This window comes from Telluria sp. LT1R51-2 (assembly GCF_059685775.1).
Genome location: NZ_JCASIM010000001.1, coordinates 3,011,812 through 3,035,163, shown reverse-complemented (window position 1 = coordinate 3,035,163; position 23,352 = coordinate 3,011,812). Strand labels below are relative to the sequence as shown.

The following is a 23,352-nucleotide window of genomic DNA, read 5'->3' as shown; positions in this document are numbered from 1 at the left end:
GTGCGCACATGCGCGGGGGCGGGCACCAGGCCCGGCAGGCTGCCGGGCAATGTCATTCAATAGGTCGTTTGTTTTGGTGTCGCGTCGAACGCGCGCAGGCCGCCGCACAGCAGGTCGCTCGGCACGCCAAGTGCCCACGCCGCCGCCACTGCCGCCAGCACGTTTTCGGGGTACTTCACGGTCGACGGCTTCATCGTGTCCAGCGTGTTCAGACGCGTCTCGGTGTCGCCTTCGGCCAGCATGATGCGTCCATCACGGACGAACACAATGCGCTCACCGGCCGCGCGGTGCGCTGCCAGCACCGCATTGTGTTCGTCGAAGGCGTAGAAAATTACGCCGCCGTCGCACAGTTCGGCCAGCGCCGCAACCTGTTCATTGGCGGCGTTGAGTACGGCCACGCCATCCGGCAGGATCACGTCGACCTGGGTGCGGATCACGTTGCGCAGCGCGTCGTCGTCGTGAATATGGAACTCGGCCAGATCGGCCAGGCCCGCCATGTCGGTCACGACGCCCACGGTGCAGCGGTCGTACGGCAGGCCGTCCTGCAGGATCGAGCGGGCGTTCGATTCGAACACCGCCGTCTGCACGTTACGGTTGATCAGGATGCGCTGGCCGGCTTCGACGCCCGTACTGTCGCGGTTCGAGATCACGCGGGCATTCAGGTACAGGCCTTCGCCGTTGGCCACGCCGACCTCTTTGCCGGTGATGTTGACCAGACAGCCGATCAGGCGCGTGATCAGGCTGCAGCCGAGCGAGCCGGTCACGCCGACCACCGGGATGCGCGCCGTGTCGTCCGGCGCGAACAGGTGTTCGATGATGTCCTTGCCGACGTTGCGGGCGGTGCCGCTGGCCGGTTTGGTGTGGGCCAGCAGGCCCGGGCTCGCGTTCACTTCAATGATCGCGCCGCGCTGTTCGAGCAGTGGGCGGCTGATGTCTTCGCACACCAGGTCGATGCCGGCGATGTCGAGGCCAACGATGCGTGCAGCCAGTGCCGCAGCGTGCGCGACGTCCGGGTGGAGCTGGTCGGTGACGTCGTCGGCGACGTTGCCGTTCATCTGGATGAGAACCTTCTGGCCGGCCGGTGGCACCGTGTCGGGCGTGAGGCCCTGGCGCTTGAGCTGCAACTGGTTTTCTTCGCTCTTGCGCGGCTCCACGGGGCTGAGCGGGAATTCTTCGCTTTCGCCGCGGCGCGGGTCGATATTGATCTGGCTGTCGCACAGCTCGGCCACATTCTGGCGGCCGTCGCCCGTCACCCACAGCGATTCGCCGCGCGCGACGGCGACCACTTTGCGGCCGACGACCAGCAGGCGGTGCTCGCTGCCCGTGATGAAGCGTTCGACCAGCACCGAGCGGCTTTCGCCTTCTTCGGAGGCGATCACGTAAGCGGCGCGCACTTCGGCTTCGGTGTTCAGGTTCAGCGAGACGCCGCGGCCGTGGTTGGCGTCGACCGGCTTGACGACCACGGGCAGGCCGATGTCGGCCGCTTCTTCCCAGGCTGCGTCGGCGCTGCGCGCGATGGCGCCTTCCGGCACCGGCACACCGCACGAGGCGAGCAGGTTCTTGGTCATGTCCTTGTCGCTGGCGATGCCTTCGGCAATGGCGCTGGTGCGGTCGGTCTCGGCGGTCCAGATGCGGCGCTGCGCGGCGCCGTAACCCAGTTGCACCAGATTGCCGTCGGTCAGGCGGATTGACGGGATGCGGCGGTCGGTAGCGGCATCCACGATGTGCGCGGTCGACGGGCCCAGGCACAGGCGGTCGACCATATCCGTGAGCGTGGCGATCGCGCCCGGCAGGTCGAACGGCTCGTCGTTGATCGCGGCCATCAGCAGGCGGTGGCTGACCTCGAGCGCAGCGCGGCCGACGACGTTGTCCCGCGTGCGGAACGCCATCTTGTAGACGCCATGTTCGCCGGTGGAGCGGGTCTTGCCAAAGCCGGTCTTCATGCCGGCCAGGCTTTGTACTTCGAGCACGACGTGTTCGAGGATGTGGCCGGCCCAGGTGCCTTCGTTCAGACGCTCGATGAAGCCGCCGTGGTAACCGACGCCGCAGTGATGCTCGATCAGGCCGGGCAACCACGTGGTCAGGCGCGTCGTGAACCCGGGGAGCAGATTCGAGGGATAGTCTTCCAGTTCGCCGATATCGAGCCAGGCCTCGAGCACGGGACGATAGGTCCAGATGTTCGGTCCTGCCAGATAAGTGATGCGCAGGAATTTGATGTCGTTCTTTTTCGTCATGTAAATACGTTGGTCACCTGGCGCTACTCCCACACCGGCGACTTGTCCTTGTATGCCTGAGGTGTCACTACGTTAGCGAAAGCTCGCCAATCGCAGCGCACATCACGCGCTGATCTGATCCAGTTGCGGCTTTTACTTAGCCGCAATATTTTCGTCAAAACACATTTCGTGTCATCCAAACTCTGCCCAAAAACGTTCTAGCGCTCTGTAGAGCGTTTCATGCCTGGCATAACAACAACCGCCGCACGCTTTACCCATACCGAATCTTTGCCGAATTAAAGCCCATATCGGGCGCAGACCATGACAACAAAACAACTTGCCAATCCGTCGTCGCTGGCAATAGCCGCCAATTTCTTGCCAGATAACTGGGAAAGTGACGTCGCGAAACAGCTTGCATCAGGGGAAAACGTTTTAAGCAGCGTGGAGGTTGACCTCGATGCGAAATTACATTTCTCAAAAGGATTAATTCTCGTGACGGACCGGCGCCTGCTGGCCCGTGCGCCGGGCGAAACGGCGTGGCGCGACTGGCCATACCGCGAAGGACTCGCGCTGCGCCACCACGATCACGCCGGTGTCGGGCATCTCGAACTGACCGATGCGCATGGCCTGCTGGCCGGCTGGCGCTTCACGCTGGGCCAGAACCTGCACGCCGTGCGCGTGGCCGACCAGTTCCAGGACCAGATGGAAAGCGCGCTGACCGGCGTGGCCATCCAGCCGCCCGAGCAGCACACTTGTCCAAGTTGCAAGGCGCCCCTCGACGCTGACCAGGACGATTGCCCGATCTGCGAAAAAGTGCTGCACACGCCACCATCGACGTGGACGCTGTTCCGCCTGTGGCGCTTCGCCAGGCCGTACCAGGGGCAATTGTTCCTGGGCTTCTTGCTGATGCTGGGCTCGACCGCGGCGCACATGATTCCGCCATACCTGACGATGCCGCTGATGGACAATGTGCTGATCCCGTACCAGAACGGGCAGCAGATCGACAAGAGCCTCGTGTATCTGTATATGGGCGGCTTGCTGGCCTCGGCCGTGCTGGCCTGGGCACTGGGCTGGGCCAAGACCTATGTGCTGGCGCTGGCCTCCGAACGCATCGGCGCCGACCTGCGCTCAACCACCTATGAACACCTGATGCGCCTGTCGCTCGAATTTTTCGGCGGCAAGCGCACGGGCGACCTGATGGCGCGCATCGGCAGCGGTTCCGACCGCATCTGCGTGTTCCTGTCGCTGCACCTGCTGGACTTCCTGTCCGATGTCCTGATGATCATCATGACCGGCGTGATCCTGTTCTCGATCAATCCGTGGCTGGCCCTCGTGACGCTTGCGCCGCTGCCATTCATCGCCTGGATGATCCATCTGGTGCGCGACAAACTGCGTACCGGCTTTGAAAAGATCGACCGCGTGTGGGGCGAGGTGACCAATGTGCTGGCTGACACGATCCCCGGCATCCGCGTCGTCAAGGCATTTGCACAAGAAAAGCGCGAAGCGGCCCGTTTCCGCGAAGCCAACCGGCACAACCTGAACGTCAACGATAAGCTCAACCGCGTATGGTCGCTGTTCTCGCCGAGCGTGTCGTTCCTGACCGAACTGGGCTTGCTGGTGATCTGGTGCTTCGGTATCTGGCAAGTCTCGCGAGGCGACATCACGGTCGGTACGCTCACCGCCTTCATCGCCTACAGCGGGCGCTTCTACGTGCGGCTCGATTCGATGAGCCGCATCGTGTCGGTCACGCAAAAGTCGGCCTCGGCCGCCAAGCGCATCTTCGACATTCTCGATCACGTCTCGAGCGTGCCCGATCCGGTCAACCCGGTGCAGGTCACCAAGGTCGAAGGCAATATCGAGCTGCGCGAAGTCGGTTTCCGCTACGGCAACCGCGCCGTGAATCGCGGCATCTCGCTGAACATCAAGGCCGGCGAGATGGTTGGCCTGGTTGGCCACAGTGGGTCGGGCAAGAGCACGCTGGTCAATCTGATCTGCCGTTTCTACGATGTGTCCGAGGGCGCGATCCTGCTCGACGGCAAGGATATCCGCTCGTTCGCCGTCGCCGATTACCGCCGCAATATCGGTCTGGTGCTGCAGGAACCGTTCCTGTTCTTCGGTACCATTGCCGAGAACATCGCCTACGGCAAGCCGGATGCCTCGCGCGAAGACATCATCGCGTCGGCCAGGGCGGCGCATGCGCACGAATTCATCCTGCGCCTGCCGCAAGGCTACGATTCGATGGTCGGCGAGCGCGGCCAGGGCCTGTCGGGCGGCGAGCGCCAGCGCATTTCGATTGCGCGCGCGCTGCTGATCGATCCGCCGATCCTGATCATGGACGAGGCCACCTCGTCGGTGGACTCGGAAACCGAGAAGGAAATCCAGAAGGCCCTCGACAATCTGGTGCAGGGCCGCACGACCATTGCCATTGCTCACCGCCTGTCAACGCTGCACCGCGCCGACCGCCTGGTCGTGCTCGACCGCGGCGTGGTGGTGGAAGAGGGCAGCCACGATGACCTGATGGCGCGCGAAGGCGCCTACCACCGCCTGTACGAAGCGCAAGCGCGCAACGTGGACCAGGACCTCGACGACAAGGACGCATGATGAGTACCGTTTCGACCACCCCGTTCCAGCTGCGCCGCGACCCTTTCGGCAAGCTGGTGATCACCCTGGCGACTGGCGAAGAATACGTGGGCATCACGCCCGTGCGCGCCTTCCCGATCCAGGCGCCGACCAAGGGCATTTCGCTCGTGCGCGACGGCGGCAAGGAAGTCGCCTGGATCGACGACCTGGCCACGATGCCGGAGGATATCCGCACGCTCGTCAGCGATGAAATCGGCGGGCGCGAGTTCATCCCCGAGATCATCAATATCAAGGATGTATCGAGCTTTGCCACGCCGTGTACCTGGTATGTGACGACCGACCGGGGCGATACCGAGTTCGTGCTCAAGCTCGACGAGGATATCCGCCGTATCGGCGAAGCCTCGCTGCTGGTGGCCGACAGTCACGGCATCAACTTTTTGGTGCGCGACATGTTCAAGATCGACAAGCACAGCCGCAAGATCCTTGACCGTTTCCTGTGACGGGCGAGTCGTCCCCGCTTTGACCCGTCAGAGGCGGTATGTGGTCCCGTACGTTCGTCGGCCAACATACCGCCGGTGCAGATGACGTTACAGTTGTCTCATCGGCCACACGGCCTTCGCTAACAGGAGACGACCATGGATTCCATCAACCGCAACCAGCCCGAAGAAAACCGCCGCGATCTGGCAGGTCTTGACGCCATCGAACGCATCAAGGACATCATCGACGATGCCGAGACCGGCTTCTTCATCACCGGCGGCGGCACCGGCGACAGCCGCGGCGTACGCCCGATGAGCGTGCGCGAGACCGACGACAACGGCGCCATCTGGTACCTGGGCGCGATCGACAGCCACACGAACCAGGAACTGCAAGCCAATCCGACCGTCAAACTGTTCTTCCAGTCAGGCGAAAACGCCGCATTTCTCGAACTCGACGGCCACGCCGAAGTCTCGCAGGACAAGGCCCGCATCAAGCAACTGTGGGAGCCGCTGCTGAAAACCTGGTTCACCGAAGGCGAGGACGACCCGCGCATCATCGTGATCAAGGTCACCCCGAAGTCCGGTTATTATTGGGACAACAAGCACGGCGGTATCGTGGCCGGTGCAAAAATGGCGATCGGCGCCGTGCTCGGCAAGACGCTGGATGATTCCATTGAAGGTACGCTGACCTTCTAAATCAAGAAGGGCGGGCCCATGCATGTAATCCTGGTGACGATGGGCTCGGCCGGGGACCTGTTCCCGTTCCTGTGGATCGGGCGGGCCCTGCGCGAGCGCGGGCACCGCGTCGATTTTCTCGGGCCCGACCTGCATGCGCTGTACGTCGATGCGGCTGGCCTGACGTTTCATGGGTTGCCGGCCGACCCGGCCGTGCTCGACCATCCCGACCTGTGGCATCCTACCCGTGGCCTGGCTGTGGTGTGGGATGCAACGCGTCCGGCGATGGCGCAGCTACCTGCGATGGTGGCTGCGCTCGACAGTGGCAAGGACACCTTGCTGCTCGTGCATCCACTGGCGCTGCCCGAAGCGGATTTGTGCCGCCTCAACCAGCCTGGGCTGCGTATTGCAGCGACCTGGCTGGCGCCGTCGAACCTGCCTACCGTACACGATCCGCTGCTGCTGGGGCCCTGGCCCGTGCCGACCTGGGTGCCGCACAGCGTGCGGCGCTGGCTGTGGCGCACGCTTGCCGCGCGCTTCATCGATCCGGTTGCCTTGCCCGGCCTGAACGCGGCGCGTGAAGAGCGGGGCTTGCCCCGCGTGCGCAGCCTGATCGACTACATCCAGACCATTCCCGACCTGTCGCTGGCGCTGTTTCCCAACTGGTTTGCTGCGCCCGTGCCGGACTGGCCGCAGCCGCTCTATCAGGCTGGCTTTCCGCTGTACGATCCTGACCCGGACGCTGCGCCGAGCGCCACGCTGCGGGCGTTTCTTGCTGCCGGTGCGCCACCGGTGGTGTTCACGCCAGGCACCGGTAACCGGCAGGCAGGGCGCTATTTTGAAGCGGCGGCGCACGCCGTTGCGCAACTGGGCCTGCGGGCGATTTTTCTGACGCCGCACCGCGAGCAGTTACCTGGCTCGCTGCCGCCATCCATCTGCTGGCAAGACTACGTGCCGCTCAAGGCCTTGTTGCCACATGTTGCTGCGCTGGTCCACCACGGCGGCATCGGCACCACGGCCGAAGCGCTGCGCGCCGGCACGCCGCAACTGGTGGTGCCGCTCGCGCACGATCAGTTCGATAATGCGGCGAGGGTGGTCGCGCTGGGCGCGGGCGTGAGCCTGCATGCGACGAAGGTGACAGCGCGCCGCATGGCCGATGCACTCTCGACACTGATCGACGATGACAGATACGCCCGCCGGTGCGCCGAGATTGCAATGTCGCAGGCGCAAGGGCCCGGGATCGATGGCTTGTGCGCGGCGCTGGAAACGCTGGTGTCGCATCCATCCCACGTGCATGGATAGTTACTTTAAAAAATTTATAAAAAGTAAATATAATTATTGAAACAATCCTGAACGGGTGAGAAAATTCCTGATTGCCGTTGCATCAGCCGTCCTGCGCTGGTGCCGAATACGTGATCATGAAAATCCTGACCTTCAGCACATTGTTTCCTAACGCCGCCAAGCCACACCACGGGATTTTTACCGAAACGACGTTACGGCATCAGCTCGAGACAGGCCAGATCACCGCGAAGGTCGTGGCGCCGATTCCCTGGTTTCCATTCAGCGGCGACATGTTTGGCGGCTACAGCGTGCTGGCCAGGGCGCCGAAGACCGAAACGCGCATTGGCGTGGACGTGCACCACCCGCGCTTCGCCGTGCTGCCCAAGATCGGCATGCATCTTGCGCCGATGAGTCTTGCCTGCGCGGCCAAAGGCGTCATCGGCCGTCTGCTCGACGAAGGGTATGACTTCGATGTCATCGATGCCCATTATTTTTATCCCGACGGTGTCGCCGCTGCGCTGCTCGGCAAGTACTTCAACAAGCCGGTCGTCATATCGGCGCTGGGCACCGACATCAATCTGATTCTCCGTTATCCCATCCCCCGGCGCATGATCCTGTGGGCGGCCGCGCAGGCAGCAGAGGTCATCACCGTCTGTGAAGCGCTCAGGACCGAGATGATCAGGTACGGTGCCGATGGCCGGCGCATTACGACCTTGCGCAATGGCGTCGACCTGCAGTTGTTCAAGCCCGTGGGCCGTGAGGAAACACGCCGCGCATTGGGCCTGGACGGGTTCACCCTGCTGTCGGTCGGTTATCTTGATCCCCGCAAGGGACACCACCTCGTCATCCAGGCGCTGCCGCAACTGGCCGGCGTGCGCCTGATGATCGCTGGCAGCGGGCCGGAGCGGGGCAGGCTCGAAGCGCTGGCCAGAGCCCTTGGCGTTGCCGGGCGGGTCACGTTCCTCGGACCACTGACGCAGGATGTCCTGTGCCAGTACTACGGTGCGGCGGACGCGCTCGTCCTGGCGTCGAGCCGCGAAGGGTGGGCCAATGTCCTGCTCGAAGCCATGGCGTGCGGCACCCCTGTGGTGGCCAGCAATGTCTGGGGCACGCCGGAGGTCGTACGCGCACCGGCGGCCGGCGTGCTGATGGACACGCTGACAGCGCAGGGCGTGGCCGATGGCGTACGACGCTTGCGCGCCAATTACCCGGACCATGCGGCCACGCGCGCCTATGCGCAAGACTTCGGCTGGGATGAGACGACCCGCGGCCAGATCCGGTTGTTCCACAACGCGGCGATGCGCCCATTACCGCTGGCGCGTCCGGCGGCCTGCAACGCGGATGCCATTCGTGACCTGCACTGAGGCCGATTTGACGGCCCCGCTCGTCGTCCATGTGCTGTACCGCTTCGAGGTCGGCGGGCTGCAGACGCTGCTGGCGCAATGTATCAACCGCATGCCGGCGCAGCACTACCGGCACGCGGTGATTTGCCTTGCAGGCCATACGGCCTATGCCAATCTCGTGCACAGGCCGGACGTCCAGTTCTACACACTCGACAAGCAGCCGGGGCAGAGCTTCTCGTCGCACCGGGCACTGTGGACGCTGCTGCGCCGGCTGCGTCCCGCCGTGCTCCACACCTACAACATCAGCACGATCGAGTATGGCCTGACCGCCTGGCTGGCCGGCGTGCCGCTTCGCATCCACGCCGAGCACGGCCGCGACAGCGTTGAAATGAGCGGCAGGCATCGCAAGTACAACACGCTCCGGCGCCTGCTCGCGCCGTTCATCGACACCTTCGTCCCGGTGTCGGCCGACCTGGGCGCCTGGCTGCGTCATACCGTCGGTGTGCCGCAGCACAAGATCCGCCTGATCGCCAATGGCGTGGACACGACGCACTTCACGCCTGGCCCCGAACATGAGCCAGGCGCGACCCGGACGATCTGGATCGGCACCGTCGGCCGGATTGACCGCATCAAGCACCATGACGGTTTGCTCGACGCCTTTGCCCTGCTGCTCGCCACGTTCCCGCTGCAACAGGCCGACCTGCGCCTGGCGATCGTCGGCGATGGCCCGCTGCTGCCGGCCCTGCGTGAGCGCGTCGCCCGCGAGGCGTGGGGACACCAGGTCTGGCTGCCCGGCGCACGCGCCGATGTGGCGCAGATCATGCGCAGCTTTTCCGTGTTCGTGTTGCCTTCGCTGTCCGAAGGCACGCCGGTGACCATCATGGAGGCGATGGCGACCGGGTTGCCGGTGGTCGCAAGCAGGGTCGGCGGGGTGCCGCAGCTGGTGCTGGACGGACAGACCGGCCTGTTGTCCGACCCCGCCGATCCGCACTCGCTTGCCGGCGCCATTGGCGCCTATATCGCCGATCCGGCGCTGGCCGGGCGCCATGGCGCGGCGGGCCGGGCGCGTGTCCAGGCCCATTTTTGCGTCGATACGATGGTGATGCAGTACGACACCCTGTATGGCCGGCACCGACGGCCGCTTTCTTCTTCACACCAGACCCATGTATAGCGCTGACCATCTTCTTGACCTGAAACTGCAATTCGACACGCAGGGCTTCGTCCATCTGCCCGGTCTTCTCGAACCATCCATGACCGAACGCGTGCGGGGTGCGTTCGCTGGCGCGCGCGAGCGCAGCAGCGCATTCATCGAGCAACAGCGCGCTGACGGGGCCCGTTTTATCGACCTGCCGGGCATTCTCGATGCCGATCCGGTCTTTGTCGATCTGGTGGATCTGCCGGCCTTGCTGCCGCTGCTGCGCATGACCGTGGGGGAAGACCTGGCGCTCAACGAAACCAGTGCGCGGCTGTTCTATCCGGGGCCGACCTTCACCAGCCCGTTTCATTCCGATCTGGCGAATGTGCTCGGGGTGAATCATGCCCACACACCGAATCTGCTGGTCAAGCTGCATGTGTTTTTCGAGGATCTGACGCCTGATCAGGGCTGCCTTGCATTCATTCCCGGCAGCCAGCACTTTCCACCACACCACGTCAATCCACACCGGGTGACACTGTCCGGATCGGCCGCCGTTGCCCGGATCGTGCCGCGCGCCGGCGACGCCGTGCTGTTCAACACGCACGTGCTCCACATGGCCGAGGACAACCGGTCCCCGCATGTACGTACGTCCCTGATCTATACCTACGGACATTTCTGGATGAAGTCGCATGGCAATGCGGCGCCGGCCGATCTGGCGCAGTTCGCCGCGTCCCCGCAGCGCCAGCAACTGTTCGGTGTGGAACTGCCCGGGATCAGTCATTTTGCCCGGCGACTGGACCGATTGACGCCGCCCACGCGCCTGCAGCGGCTGAAAGACACCGGCGCGCGTGCGGCGCACCGGCTGTTTCCTACCGTGCGCACGCCGCCACGGGCGTGACGGTGCACCATTCACCTGTCAATTGTTGAGGCGCAGTCAACGTTAAATAGAGGCTAACTTTGAACTGATGAGCAGCCCGGTGGTCGAACCCCTGTCCCCAGCACCAGGAATCGATCATGAAAGCGCCACGTTTCAAGAGCTGGTTCGCCAGTCTGCCATCGCTGAATCAGCCGCAGCGCCGGCAAGTGCTCGATGCCTTGCATCCTGCGGTCGGTCTCGATCAAGTGGTGGCGCTGATCGCCCAGGCCAGAGCGCCTGGCCGCTGCTGTCCCCGCTGTGGCAACGGGCGCTGCCACCGGCACGGCTTCGCCAACGACCTGCAGCGCTTTCGCTGCTGCGCCTGCGGGCGCACATTCAATGACCTGAGCGGCACACCGCTGGCACGGCTCAGGCTCAAGGCCAAGTGGCTCGCGTATTCCCAAGTGCTGCTTGACTCACTGTCAGTGCGCAAGGGCGCAGATCGGGTTGGCGTGCATCGCAATACCGCCTTCCGATGGCGTCACCGCTTCCTCGATTGGGTGAAGTTCGACCGGCCTGCATCCCTGAATGGCATCGTCGAGGCTGACGAAACGTTCCTGCTCGAATCACAAGAAGGATCACGCACGCTGGATCGCCCGCCACGCCGGCGCGGCGGGCGATCCAGCGTGCGTGGCATTTCAACGCAGCTCGACTGCATCCTGGTGGCGCGCGACCGCAACGGGCGCACGGTCGATGCCGTTACCGGCCGCGGTGCACTCACCGCCGCCCAACTCGAGCGCGATCTGCTTCCCCGGCTCGATCCGCAGGCGCTGCTGGTGAGCGACGGCCATCGCGCCTATCGCGCCTTTGCACGCAAGCACCGGATCGCGCACGAAGCGGTCAACCTACGCGCCGGCGTCAGGGTCCGCCATTCGGGCAACCGCGCCATCCACGTCCAGAACGTGAACGCTTATCACCAGCGCTTCAAGGACTGGCTATCGGGCTTTCGTGGTGTTGCTTCACGCTATTTGCCCAATTATCTGGGTTGGCGCTGGGCACTGGACGGCAGCCGGGTTAGTTCCGCAGAACAATTGCTGATCATCGCAATCGGCGTCATCAACAGATAACGTTGAATGCGCCATTGTTGACAAGCGCACCGACACCGTCTGCCTGCCGTCGTTCAATGCGTGATCGCTATTCACGCCGGAGGGCAGATGCCCAGCAAGAAAACCACCACCCAGAACGCTGCCGAAGACGGCTTCGTCCATGTCCGCGGCGCCCGCGAACACAATCTGAAAAACGTCAGCCTCGACATCCCGCGCGGACAGCTCGTCGTATTTACCGGTGTCTCGGGCTCGGGTAAATCGTCGCTCGCCTTCGGGACGCTGTACGCCGAGGCGCAGCGCCGCTACCTCGAATCGGTCTCGCCCTACGCGCGCCGCCTGTTCCACCAGATGCCGGTGCCCGAGGTCGACACGATCGAAGGCTTGCCGCCGGCTGTCGCCCTGCAGCAGCAGCGCGGCACGCCCACGGCCCGCTCGTCGGTCGGCAGTGTCAGCACGCTGTCCAATTCGCTGCGCATGCTGTATTCGCGCGCCGGCGATTATCCGGCCGGGCAAGAGCTGCTGTACGCCGAATCGTTCTCGCCCAACACGCCGCAGGGCGCGTGCCCGCGCTGTTCGGGCATGGGGCGCGTGTTCGAGGTGACCGAGCAATCGATGGTCCCGGACGACAGCCTGACGATCCGCGAACGGGCGATTGCCGCCTGGCCGCCGGCCTGGCACGGCCAGAACCTGCGCGACATTCTGGTGACGCTGGGCTACGACGTCGACACCCCGTGGCGCGATCTGCCGAAGAAAGACCGCGAGTGGATCCTGTACACCGACGAAAGCCCGAGCGTGCCCGTGTACGGCGGCCTGACGCCTGCGGAAACCCGCGCCGCGCTCAAGCGCAAGGACACGCCCAGCTACCAAGGCACGTTCACCGGCGTGCGCCGCTATGTGATGCAGACCTTTGCCAATACCGAAAGCGCGTCGATGAAAAAGCGCGTGGCGCGTTACATGGTCAGCACCGCGTGTCCGGAATGCGAAGGCAAGCGTCTGCGGCGCGAGTCGCTGTCGGTGACGTTTGCCGGCATGGACATCGCCGAACTCTCGCGCCTGCCACTGGCGCGCCTGGCTGAACTGCTGGCGCCATACACCCGCGCGACCAGCAAGGTCGAGAAAGGCTTGCACGCCGAGCAGCTGATCGTGCGCCGGCGCATCGCCGACGACCTGTCGGCGCGCATCGAGGTGCTGCTGGCGCTGGGCCTCGGTTATCTGGCGCTCGATCGCAGCACGCCGAGTCTGTCGCCGGGCGAACTGCAGCGCTTGCGCCTGGCCACGCAAGTGCGTTCAAGCCTGTTTGGTGTCGTCTACGTGCTCGATGAGCCGTCGGCCGGCCTGCATCCGGCCGACGCCGAAGCACTGCTCGACGCGCTCGCGCAACTGAAAGCGGCCGGCAATTCGCTGTTTGTCGTCGAGCACGCGCTGGACGTGATCCGCCAGGCCGACTGGATCGTCGACGTCGGCCCGCTGGCAGGCGAGCGCGGCGGCCAGGTGTTGTACAGCGGCGTGCCGGACGGCTTGCGCGACGTGGAAGCATCGCAAACGCGGCGTTACCTGTTCGGCGAAGCGGCCCTGGACCCGCGCACGCCGCGTGAACCGACCGGCTGGCTCAAGCTCGAAGGCGTGCGCCGCAACAATCTGCAGGATCTCGCCGTCGCGTTCCCGCTTGGCGTACTCACGAGCGTGACGGGCGTGTCGGGCTCCGGTAAATCGAGCCTGGTCAGCCAGGTGCTCGTCGAGCTGGTCAGCGCGGCTCTGGGGCAGGGTAGTGCCGTGGCCGAAGAGCAGTCCGATGAACCGGATCTCGAACGCGACGAAGCCTTGCCACTGGAAGGGCGCATCGTGGCCGGTATGGAAGGCGTGCGGCGTCTGGTGCGGGTCGACCAGAAGCCGATCGGGCGCACCCCGCGCTCGAACCTGGCCACCTACACGGGCCTGTTCGACCAGGTACGCAAGCTGTTTGCGGCCACGCCGGACGCGAAGAAACGCCGTTTCGACGCTGGCCGTTTCTCGTTCAACGTCGCCAAGGGCCGCTGCGAGCACTGCGCCGGCGAAGGCTTCGTGATGGTCGAGCTGTTGTTCCTGCCGAGCGTGTACGCGCCATGCCCGACCTGCGACGGCGCGCGCTACAACGCGCAGACGCTCGAAGTGACGTACCGGGGCAAGAATATCGCCGAGGTGCTGGGCATGACGGTGGGCGAGGCGATCACTTTCTTTAAAGATGAGGCGCTGGTCGAGCGCTCGCTGGAAGTGCTGAACGAGGTGGGGCTGGATTACCTGCGCCTGGGCCAGCCGGCCACCGAGCTGTCGGGCGGCGAGGCGCAGCGCATCAAGCTGGCGTCCGAGCTGCAGCGCGCCACGCGCGGCAATGCGCTGTACGTGCTGGACGAGCCGACCACCGGCCTGCACCCGGTCGATGCCGACCGCCTGATGGTGCAACTGAACCGCCTGGTGGACGCTGGCAACACGGTGATCGTGGTCGAACATACGATGCGCGTGGTCGCCGGCAGCGACTGGGTGATCGATGTCGGTCCCGGTGCGGGCGATCTTGGCGGCAATATCGTGGTCGCCGGGCCGCCACAGGATGTCGCACGCAACAAGAAAAGCCGCACCGCGCAGTACCTCAAGCCGCATCTGGTTGAGGCCAGGTAGCACGCGAAGCGGTGCGCCCGGCGCGTATCCATTTTGCTAAGATTACGGTGTTGTGCACGGTCGCGCTTTGGCACGACCGTGCGCATTTCGTGTGGGCGCGATGACACATTTGCGTTACACTTGGGATATTTTTTTTCTAACAGAACAACAGGCATGCCCGGTCCAACCATCGACAACAGCGCATTTCGCCGCATCCTTTCCCGCAATGTCGCACTGCCGTTAGGCATGAGCATTGTCAGTGCGGTCGTGTTCGTTGGCATCATCGCCTACCTGATCAATAACCTGACCTGGGTCGAGCATTCCCAGAAGGTGATCGGCAATGCGCACGAGATACGCAAGCTGTCGGCCGAGATGGAAGCCGGCATGCGCGGCTATCTGCTGGCGGGCGACGAAGAGTTCCTGACACCCTATCTGCTGTCGGCGCAGCGGATGGGCAGCAGCCTCGATACGCTGGGCGAACTGGTCAAGGACAATGGCGCGCAGGCCGAGCGCATTACGCGCATTGCGCAGGTCCAGAAGCAGTGGGAGGCGTTTGCCGACGAGATGATCGCGCGGCGCCGGGCCAATGACCTGAACTACATCGACGCGGTCAGAAGCGGCCGCGGCCGCTTGCTCACCGACGAGATGCGCCGCAATTTCGACCTGGTGCTGGCGGCCGAAGCCCGGCTGCTGCAGGAGCGCAGCGACAACGCGCGCAGCACGACCTTCTGGTCTGTGGCGCTGTTTTTGCTGCTCTCGGCGCTGGTTGGTGGCGGTCTGGCCATCTTCGGTCGGCGCCAGTTGATGACGCTGTCCAATACCTATAACGAAGTGCTGGGCCACGAAGCCGAGCACAATGAAAAACTGCGCCACCAGGAGTGGCTCCGTACCGGCCAGAACGAACTGACCGTACGCAGCGCCGGCATCCACCACCTCGAGCCGCTGGCCGATGCGGTGCTGCCGTACGTCGTCAAGTATCTCGACGGCGTCGTGGGCGCCATGTACGTGCGTAGCGAAGACGGCGTGCTGCGCCGCATTGGCGCGTATGGCTTCAACCACACCCCGTCCGAACGTGCCGAATTCATCCAGCCTGGCGCGTCGCTGGCCAGCCAGGCAGCGCAGGAAAACCGCCTGATGGTGCTGGACGAACTGCCGCCCAACTACATGAAGGTCAGCTCGAGCCTGGGCGAGACCGCCCCGCGCGCGCTGATCATTGCGCCGTTCTACAACCACGGCAAGGTCAAGGGCGTGTTCGAGATCGCCTTCCTGCGTCCGGTGGAACTGCGCGACCGTGAATTCCTCGGCTTCATCGCGCAGGCGGTGGGGGCGGCCATGGCGGCGGTGCTGTACCGTCAGCGCCTGCAGGATTCGCTCGAAGAAAGCCAGACGCTCAACGAAGAACTGCAAGTCCAGCAGGAAGAGCTGCGCACCGCCAACGAAGAGCTCGAAGAACAGTCGCGCGCACTCGAGGAATCGCAGTCGGCGCTCGAAAATCAACAGGCAGAGCTGCGCACCACCAACGACCAGCTGGCCGAACAGGCCCTCAGCCTGGACATGAAGAATTCGGCGCTGCAGTCGGCGCAGGACCAGTTGCAGCAACGCGCCGTGGAGCTGGAAAGCGCGAGCCGCTACAAGTCCGAGTTCCTGGCCAATATGTCGCACGAGCTGCGCACGCCACTGAACAGCTCGCTGATCCTGGCCAAGCTGCTGTCGGACAATACGCCGGGCAACCTGAGCGACGAGCAGGTGCGCTTCGCACAAACCATCTATTCGGCCGGCAATGACCTGCTGCACCTGATCAACGACATTCTCGATATCTCGAAGGTCGAAGCGGGCAAGCTGGAACTGGTGCCCGAAGACGTGCCGGTGCGGCGCGTCGTCGAAGGCCTGGCGCGCACGTTCGAGCCGCTCGCGCGCCAGAAGTCGCTCGAGTTCCGCATCGACGTGGCGCCCGACGTGCCGGCTGCGATCAACACCGACCGCCAGCGCATAGAGCAGATCCTCAAGAACCTGCTGTCGAACGCCGTCAAGTTCACCGACGCGGGCGCCGTCACGCTGTCGGTGCTCACCACGTCCGATGGCGCCGTGGCGTTCCGCGTGCAGGACAGCGGGATCGGCATCGCGCCCGACCAGCAGGACAAGATTTTCGACGCCTTCCACCAGGCTGACGGCACCACCAGCCGCCGCTTTGGCGGCACGGGCCTGGGCCTGTCGATTTCACGCGACCTCACGCGCCTGCTGGGCGGCGGCATTTCCGTGTCGAGCGCGCCGGACCAGGGTAGTGTGTTTACGTTGACACTGCCGCAGCGCCTGCCGGATTCCCAGCTCTCGTCTGCCTCGTCGATGTCGGCCTCCGTGGTGACCAGTGCGCAGCCGTACCATGCGCCGGCCCCGGTGGTCCGCGCTGCTGCGCCAGCACCTGCACCGGCACCGGCGCCAGCGCCCGCGCCGGTCGTGACCGACCATTACGAAAGCTTCCCGGATGACCGCGACCGCCCGGCCGATGGCCGCCGCAGCGTGCTGGTGGTCGAGGACGAAATGGCGTTCGCGCGCATCCTGTACGACCTGGCGCGCGAGCTCGATTACCGCTGCCTCGTGGCGATGAGCGCCGAAGAAGGCCTGGCGCTGGCGATCAGCCAGCGGCCCGACGCCGTGCTGCTCGACGTGCGCCTGCCCGACCGCTCGGGCCTGACCGTACTCCAGCAACTGAAGGACAACCCGGCCACGCGCCACATCCCGGTGCACATCATCTCCAGCATCGAGAACGGCGGCGAGGCGCTGCACTTGGGCGCGATCGGTTATGCGCTCAAGCCTGCCAGCCGCGAAGAACTCGAAGAAGTGTTCCGCAAGCTGCAAGAGAAGTCGGCGCAGAAGATCAAGCGCGTGCTGCTGGTCGAGGACGACGAACGCCAGCGCGAAAGCGTCGTGGCGCTGATCGCCGACGACGACGTGCAGATCTCGGCAGTGGGCACGGCCAACGAAGCGCTCAATCTGCTGCGCGCCGAAATCTTCGACTGCATGGTCATCGATCTGAAGCTGCCCGACATGCAGGGTGGCGAACTGCTCGAGCGCATGTCGCATGAAGAGCTGTGCTCGTTCCCGCCCGTGATCGTCTACACGGGTCGCAACCTGACCCGCGACGAAGAAGCCCAGCTGCTGCGCTACTCGCGCTCGATCATCATCAAGGGCGCGCGCTCGCCCGAGCGCCTGCTCGACGAAGTCACGCTGTTCCTGCACAAGGTCGAATCTGAACTGTCGACCGAGCGCCAGAGCATGCTCAAGGCCGTGCGCGGGCGCGACCGCGTGTTCGAAGGCCGTACCATCCTGCTGGTGGACGACGATGTGCGCAACGTGTTTGCACTGACCGCGGCGCTCGAGCAGCGCGGCGCGAAGGTCGAAGTGGGCCGTAACGGCTTTGAAGCGATCGCAAAACTCGATGAAGTACCGGGCATCGACCTGGTGCTGATGGACATCATGATGCCGGGGATGGACGGCATGGAAGCGACGCGCCGCATCCGCGCCGACGGCCGCTTCGACCGCCTCCCGATCATCGCCATCACGGCCAAGGCGATGAAGGACGACCAGGAACAATGCCTGGCCGCCGGCGCCAACGATTACCTGGCCAAGCCGATTGACCTGTCCCGCCTGTACTCCCTGTTGCGGGTCTGGATGCCGACCCTGGAGCGCATTTGAGCCATACGCCGAGCGACTTCGACATCGAGCTGCGGATGCTCGTCGAAGCCGTCTACCTGAAATACAACTATGACTTCCGCAACTACACCGGCGCGTCGCAAAAGCGCCGCGTGCTGGTGGCCATGCGCGAGATGGGGTGCACCACCGTTTCGGAACTGCAGTCGCGCGTGCTGCACGATCCGAATGGCTTTGCCCAGCTGCTGCAATACCTGACGATTCCCGTCACCGAGATGTTCCGCGATCCGGACTACTTCAGGGCGGTGCGCGAGCAGGTGGCGCCGTTCCTCAAGACCTATCCGTCGCTCAAGATCTGGGTGGCCGGCTGCAGCACGGGCGAAGAAGTCTATTCGCTGGCGATCCTGCTGAAAGAAGAAGGGCTGCTCGAACGTAGCATCATCTACGCGACCGACATCAATCCGAAGTCGCTCGAGACGGCGCGGCGCGGCGTGTACCCGATCGACCGCATGCGCCTGTACACCGAGAATTACCAGAAATCGGGCGGCAAGGCCGCGTTTTCGGACTATTACACGGCGGCCTACGGTGGCGCGCTGTTCGAGCGTAGCCTGATCGAGAACGTGACCTTTGCCGATCACAGCCTGTCGACCGATACCGTGTTCTCGGAAACGCACTTTGTCAGTTGCCGCAATGTGCTGATCTACTTTAACCGCACGCTGCAGGACCGCGTATTCGGGCTGTTCCATGAATCGCTGTGTTACCGGGGCTTTCTGGGCCTGGGCAGCAAGGAAAGCATCGACTTTTCCAGCTATTCCGGACGCTTCGAGCCGCTGGCGCGGCGGGAGCGGGTGTATCGCAAGGCCGTGCCATGAGCCTGAACGAGCAAGTGGCGGCGGCACTGGGCAAGCGGCGCATCGAGCTGGTGTTGATTGGCGGCTCGGCCGGCGGCGTCGATGCGCTGCTGAGCTTGCTGCCGTCGCTGCAGCCGGGCTATACGCCGGCCGTGGTGTGCATCCTGCATGTGCCGGGCGACCGCGAGAGCCGGCTGGCCGAACTGTTCGATGCGCGCGTGATGCTCCCGGTGCGCGAAGCACGCGACAAGGCGCCGATCGAGCCGGGCGTCGTGTATTTTGCCGGCTCGGGGTACCATCTGTCGATCGAGCAGGACCGCAGCTTTTCGCTCAGTTGCGAAGCGCCTGTCCAGTACGCCCGGCCGTCGATTGATGTCCTGATGGAATCGACCGCCAGCGTGTATGGACCGGCAATGACAGGTATACTATTGACCGGCGCCAACTTTGATGGCGCCGAAGGGATGTGCAGTATCCGTGAACACGGCGGGCTGACCATTGTCCAGGATCCTGAAGAAGCGCACGCCAGTACGATGCCGAGAGAAGCCATCCGGCGTTGCGCACCACACCTGGTGCTGCCGCTGGCTGCGATCCGCGCCGCGCTGCCCCTGTTGGAGACCCCATGAGCGCCCATGAACTAAGCAAAATCCTGATTGTCGATGACTTGCCCGAGAACCTGCAGGCCCTCGAGGCGCTGCTGCGTCACGACCAGCGCGTGATTCACCAGGCCAATTCCGGTGATGCTGCGCTGGCCTTGCTGCTCGAGCACGAATTTGCGCTCGCCATCCTCGATGTGCAGATGCCGGGCATGAACGGCTTCGAACTGGCCGAAGTGATGCGCTCGACGTCGCGCACGCGCCATATTCCGATCGTCTTCGTTTCGGCGGCCGGGCGCGAGCTCGACTACGCCTTTAAGGGCTATGAGAACGGCGCTGTCGACTTTCTGTACAAGCCGATCGATCCGGGCGCAGTGCGCAGCAAGGTCGCCGTGTTCGTCGCGCTCGACCAGCAGCGCCGTGAAACGCGGCGCCAGATGCTGGCACTCGAGCGCAGCCGGCAAGAGCAGGAGACGCTGCTGCGCGAGCTGAACCAAACCCAGCAGGAGCTGCAGCGCTCGCTCAAGATGCGCGACGAATTCATGTCGCTCGTTGCCCATGAGCTGCGCACGCCGCTCAATACGCTGTTCCTCGAGACCCAGATGCGCAGCCTGCAGATCAAGCGCGGCAATGCGGCCGCGTTCGCCCCGCAGCAGATGGAAGCGATGGTCCAGCGCGACGAGCGCCAGATCAAGTCGATGATCCGCCTGATCGACGACATGCTGGACGTTTCGCGCATGCGCAGCGGCAAGCTCTCGATCCGCCCGACGCAGGTTGAATTGATGAGTTTACTGGAACGGATCGTCAGCGACCTGTCGCTGCAGGCGGCCACGACAGGCAGTTCGCTGACCTTGCAGCCGCACGATCCCGTCAGTGGGTGCTGGGACGAGTTCCGCGTCGAGCAGGTGATCGTCAACCTGCTCACCAATGCGCTGCGCTATGGCGGTGGCCAGCCGGTGCAGGTGAGTGTCGAGCAGATGGGGGAGTGCGTGCGCATCGACGTGCGCGACGGCGGCAAGGGCATCGCGCCAGGCGACCTGGAACGCATCTTCGAGCCCTTCGAGCGCGGCGCCCGCAATGGCGAACCGAAGGGGCTGGGGCTGGGCCTGTACATTTCGCGCCAGCTGGCGATTTCGCACAGCGGTGAGTTGCGCGTGACGAGCAATCCAGGTGAAGGCTCGACCTTCAGCCTGATGCTGCCGTGCGCGGCCGTTCCGGTCTGTGCTTGACGGCATAGTCGCGGTCAAGCCGGCATGCCGTCGTCTGCTTGATAGTCAAAATCAATCAACAGTATCCAATCAATCAATTTCCCAAAAGACGAGCTGAGCGGTACACTGCTTGTCATACGTTTCATCCACCACAAACAGGAGAATACATGTCCCTTATCAATACCCAGATCAAACCGTTCAAAGCCACCGCCTACGCGAATGGCAAATTCATCGACCTGACCGAAGAAAACTTCAAGGGCACCTGGTCGGTGGTGATGTTCTACCCGGCCGACTTCACCTTCGTCTGCCCAACCGAACTGGAAGATCTGGCCTCGTTCCAGCCTGAATTTGAAAAGCTGGGCGTGAACGTGTACGGCGTCTCGACCGACAGCCACTTCGCTCACAAGGCATGGCACGACACCTCGGACGCGATCAAGAAAGTGAACTACCCGCTGATCGGCGACCCGACCGGCACCCTGTCGCGCAACTTTGAAGTCATGATCGAAGAAGAAGGCATGGCACTGCGCGGTACCTTCGTGATCAATCCAGAAGGTCAGATCAAGGTCATGGAAGTGCATGACAACGGCATCGGCCGCGATGCATCGGAACTGATGCGCAAAGTCAAAGCTGCCCAGTACGTCGCCGCTCACCCAGGCGAAGTCTGCCCAGCCAAGTGGACCGAAGGCGCTGAGACCCTGACCCCATCGCTGGACCTGGTCGGCAAGATCTAAGTAACGCGGTAGTCTGGTAGCCCCCTGACCGGGCCGCTGCGGCGGCCCGGTGCTTTTATCGCCCTCCATTTATTGATTCAAAGAGTTTAAGGAAACCATCATGCTTGACGCGACCCTCAAGAAACAGTTGCAAGCCTATCTGGAAAAAGTGGTGCAGCCGATCGAGCTGGTTGCATCCTTGGACGATTCGCCGAAAGCGCGCGAAATGGACGAGCTGCTGCGTGAAATCGCAGAGCTGAGCAACAAGATCACCGTGCGCCAGGAAGCCAATGAGCGCACCCCGTCGTTCGCGATCAACCGCGTCGGCACCGATGTCGGCGTGCGTTTCGCCGGTATCCCGCTGGGCCATGAATTTACCTCCCTCGTGCTGGCATTGCTGCACGTGGGCGGCCACACCATCAAGCTGGAGCAAGCGGTCATCGACCAGATCGCTGCCCTGGATGGTGACTATGTCTTTGAAACCTACATCTCGCTGTCGTGCCACAACTGCCCGGAAGTCGTGCAGGCACTGAACACGATGTCGGTGATTAACCCGCGCATCAAGGTCGTGACGATCGATGGCGGTGTCTTCAAGCAGGAAGTCGAGAGCAAGCAGATCCTTGCCGTGCCGATGATGTTCCTCAATGGCCAGCATTTCGGCCAGGGCCGCACCAGCGTCGAAGAGATCCTGTCGAAGATCGACGTGAGCGGCGGCGCGAAAAAAGCGGCTGCACTGAGCGAGAAAGAAGCCTTTGATGTGCTGATCGTTGGCGGTGGCCCTGCCGGCGCGGCTGCGGCAATCTACGCCGCCCGCAAGGGTATCCGTACCGGCGTGCTGGCCGACCGTTTCGGCGGCCAGGTGCTCGATACGCTGGCGATCGAGAACTATGTGTCGCTCAAGGCAACCGATGGCCCGAAATTCGCCGTCGCGCTGGAAGAGCACGTCAAGGATTACGACGTCGACATCATGAACACGCAGCGCGCCAGCAAGGTAGTGGGCGGCAGCCTGATCGAAGTGCACACCGAGAGCGGTGCGGTCCTGAAATCGAAGTCGGTGATCATTGCCACGGGCGCCCGCTGGCGCGAGATCAATGTGCCGGGCGAAAAAGAGTACAAGAACCACGGTGTGGCGTACTGCCCGCACTGCGACGGTCCGCTGTTCAAGGGCAAGCGCGTGTCGGTGATCGGCGGCGGTAACTCGGGCGTGGAAGCGGCGATCGACCTGGCCGGCCTCGTCAAGGAAGTCACGCTGATCGAATTCGGCAACGAGCTGCGCGCCGATGCGGTCCTGCAGCGCAAGCTGACCTCGCTGCCGAACGTGAAGGTGATCAAGTCGGCGCAGACCACCGAGATCCACGGTGATGGCAAGATCGTCAACGGCCTGAGCTACAAGGATCGCAACACCGGCGCCATCCACCGCATCGATCTGGAAGGCGTGTTCGTGCAGATCGGCCTGATTCCGAACTCGGAATTCCTGAAGGGTTCGATCGATCTGTCGGCGCACGGCGAAATCGAAGTCGATGCCCGTGGCCACACCTCGATGCCAGGCGTGTTTGCCGCTGGCGACGTGACGACGGTGCCGTTCAAGCAGATCGTGATTGCAGTGGGTGAGGGTGCGAAAGCATCGCTGGCAGCTTTTGACTACCTGATCCGCCAGCCGGTGGAAGTGGAAGAGGAAGAGCAGAAAGCTGCATGATGAGGCGCGGGCCGAGAGGCCCGCTGCCGAAGAAGTTGGAGCGAGCCGACAGGCTTGCTCGCAATGAGAATGAACGCCGTCTTCCCAGTGGAAGATGGCGTTTTTTTATTTAGTGCAGAGAGAACAGTACCGTCGAGGCGAGGGCGCCCGACTCCAGCAAGAACCAGGTGGCAGCGCTGGCAAGGGCCAGATGGACGGCAGTCCAGGTCATTGGGTGGCGGCGCATGGTGAATCTCCTGGGTGGTGGCAGTACGTGAATGTGGATTACATCTTAAGTCGCCAATTGCGCCCTGGGCATCGGTAAATACTCCGTCGTGCTGTAGGACTAAACCTTCCTGCGAATTTATGTC

General features: G+C 63.6%; 16 protein-coding genes. 15 read left to right on the top strand and 1 reads right to left on the bottom strand.

Annotation, left to right across the window (positions count from 1 at the left end; translation table 11 throughout):
* Positions 1 to 56: 56 nt before the first annotated feature.
* Entirely contained in the window at positions 57 to 2,234 is a 2,178-nt protein-coding gene (locus AC56LH_RS13435; RefSeq protein ID WP_499646769.1) for a cyanophycin synthetase, read from the bottom strand.
* A gap of 300 nt (positions 2,235 to 2,534) precedes the next feature.
* Between AC56LH_RS13435 and AC56LH_RS13430 the strand changes: the two genes are divergently transcribed.
* The 15 genes from AC56LH_RS13430 to ahpF all read left to right on the top strand — a co-directional run bounded on the left by AC56LH_RS13430 (position 2,535) and on the right by ahpF (position 23,002).
* Positions 2,535 to 4,814, top strand: coding sequence for a cyanophycin metabolism-associated ABC transporter (locus tag AC56LH_RS13430; RefSeq protein WP_499646767.1), 2,280 nt, complete (start codon positions 2,535 to 2,537; stop codon positions 4,812 to 4,814).
* On the top strand, positions 4,811 to 5,293 hold the full coding sequence (locus tag AC56LH_RS13425) for a cyanophycin metabolism-associated DUF1854 family protein (RefSeq protein ID WP_499646765.1): 483 nt from the start codon (positions 4,811 to 4,813) through the stop codon (positions 5,291 to 5,293). Before AC56LH_RS13430 ends, AC56LH_RS13425 begins: the two co-directional genes overlap by 4 nt.
* A gap of 135 nt (positions 5,294 to 5,428) precedes the next feature.
* Complete coding sequence (locus AC56LH_RS13420) at positions 5,429 to 5,965, top strand: pyridoxamine 5'-phosphate oxidase family protein (RefSeq protein ID WP_499646763.1); 537 nt, start codon at positions 5,429 to 5,431, stop codon at positions 5,963 to 5,965.
* Between the two features lie 18 nt (positions 5,966 to 5,983).
* Entirely contained in the window at positions 5,984 to 7,246 is a 1,263-nt protein-coding gene (locus tag AC56LH_RS13415) for a glycosyltransferase (RefSeq protein ID WP_499646761.1), read from the top strand.
* 116 nt (positions 7,247 to 7,362) lie between these two features.
* A complete protein-coding gene (locus AC56LH_RS13410) occupies positions 7,363 to 8,589 on the top strand; it encodes a glycosyltransferase family 4 protein (protein WP_499646758.1) in 1,227 nt (408 codons plus the stop codon).
* Positions 8,576 to 9,739 carry a TIGR03088 family PEP-CTERM/XrtA system glycosyltransferase gene (locus AC56LH_RS13405; protein ID WP_499646756.1) on the top strand — a complete coding sequence of 388 codons (1,164 nt, stop codon included), beginning with the start codon at positions 8,576 to 8,578 and terminating at the stop codon, positions 9,737 to 9,739. Before AC56LH_RS13410 ends, AC56LH_RS13405 begins: the two co-directional genes overlap by 14 nt.
* A complete protein-coding gene (locus AC56LH_RS13400; RefSeq protein WP_499646754.1) occupies positions 9,690 to 10,601 on the top strand; it encodes a phytanoyl-CoA dioxygenase family protein in 912 nt (303 codons plus the stop codon). The genes AC56LH_RS13405 and AC56LH_RS13400 overlap by 50 nt, the downstream gene beginning before the upstream one ends.
* Before the next feature lie 116 nt (positions 10,602 to 10,717).
* Positions 10,718 to 11,686, top strand: coding sequence for an IS1595 family transposase (locus tag AC56LH_RS13395; protein WP_499646752.1), 969 nt, complete (start codon positions 10,718 to 10,720; stop codon positions 11,684 to 11,686).
* Positions 11,687 to 11,773: 87 nt separating this feature from the next.
* A complete protein-coding gene (gene uvrA / locus AC56LH_RS13390) occupies positions 11,774 to 14,317 on the top strand; it encodes an excinuclease ABC subunit UvrA (protein ID WP_499646750.1) in 2,544 nt (847 codons plus the stop codon).
* 153 nt (positions 14,318 to 14,470) lie between these two features.
* The gene (locus AC56LH_RS13385) at positions 14,471 to 17,989 is read left to right on the top strand and encodes a response regulator (RefSeq protein WP_499646748.1); all 3,519 of its coding nucleotides are present in this window, start codon (positions 14,471 to 14,473) and stop codon (positions 17,987 to 17,989) included.
* A gap of 35 nt (positions 17,990 to 18,024) precedes the next feature.
* Positions 18,025 to 18,816 (top strand): CheR family methyltransferase, encoded by a 792-nt coding sequence (locus tag AC56LH_RS13380; RefSeq protein ID WP_499648474.1) that lies wholly within the window; start codon positions 18,025 to 18,027, stop codon positions 18,814 to 18,816.
* Positions 18,813 to 19,418 (top strand): chemotaxis protein CheB, encoded by a 606-nt coding sequence (locus AC56LH_RS13375; protein WP_499646746.1) that lies wholly within the window; start codon positions 18,813 to 18,815, stop codon positions 19,416 to 19,418. Before AC56LH_RS13380 ends, AC56LH_RS13375 begins: the two co-directional genes overlap by 4 nt.
* The gene (locus tag AC56LH_RS13370) at positions 19,415 to 20,617 is read left to right on the top strand and encodes a hybrid sensor histidine kinase/response regulator (protein WP_499646744.1); all 1,203 of its coding nucleotides are present in this window, start codon (positions 19,415 to 19,417) and stop codon (positions 20,615 to 20,617) included. The genes AC56LH_RS13375 and AC56LH_RS13370 overlap by 4 nt, the downstream gene beginning before the upstream one ends.
* A 146-nt stretch (positions 20,618 to 20,763) precedes the next feature.
* Entirely contained in the window at positions 20,764 to 21,327 is a 564-nt protein-coding gene (gene ahpC / locus AC56LH_RS13365) for an alkyl hydroperoxide reductase subunit C (RefSeq protein WP_258835175.1), read from the top strand.
* 100 nt (positions 21,328 to 21,427) lie between these two features.
* The gene (gene ahpF, locus AC56LH_RS13360; protein WP_499646742.1) at positions 21,428 to 23,002 is read left to right on the top strand and encodes an alkyl hydroperoxide reductase subunit F; all 1,575 of its coding nucleotides are present in this window, start codon (positions 21,428 to 21,430) and stop codon (positions 23,000 to 23,002) included.
* Positions 23,003 to 23,352 lie beyond the last annotated feature (350 nt).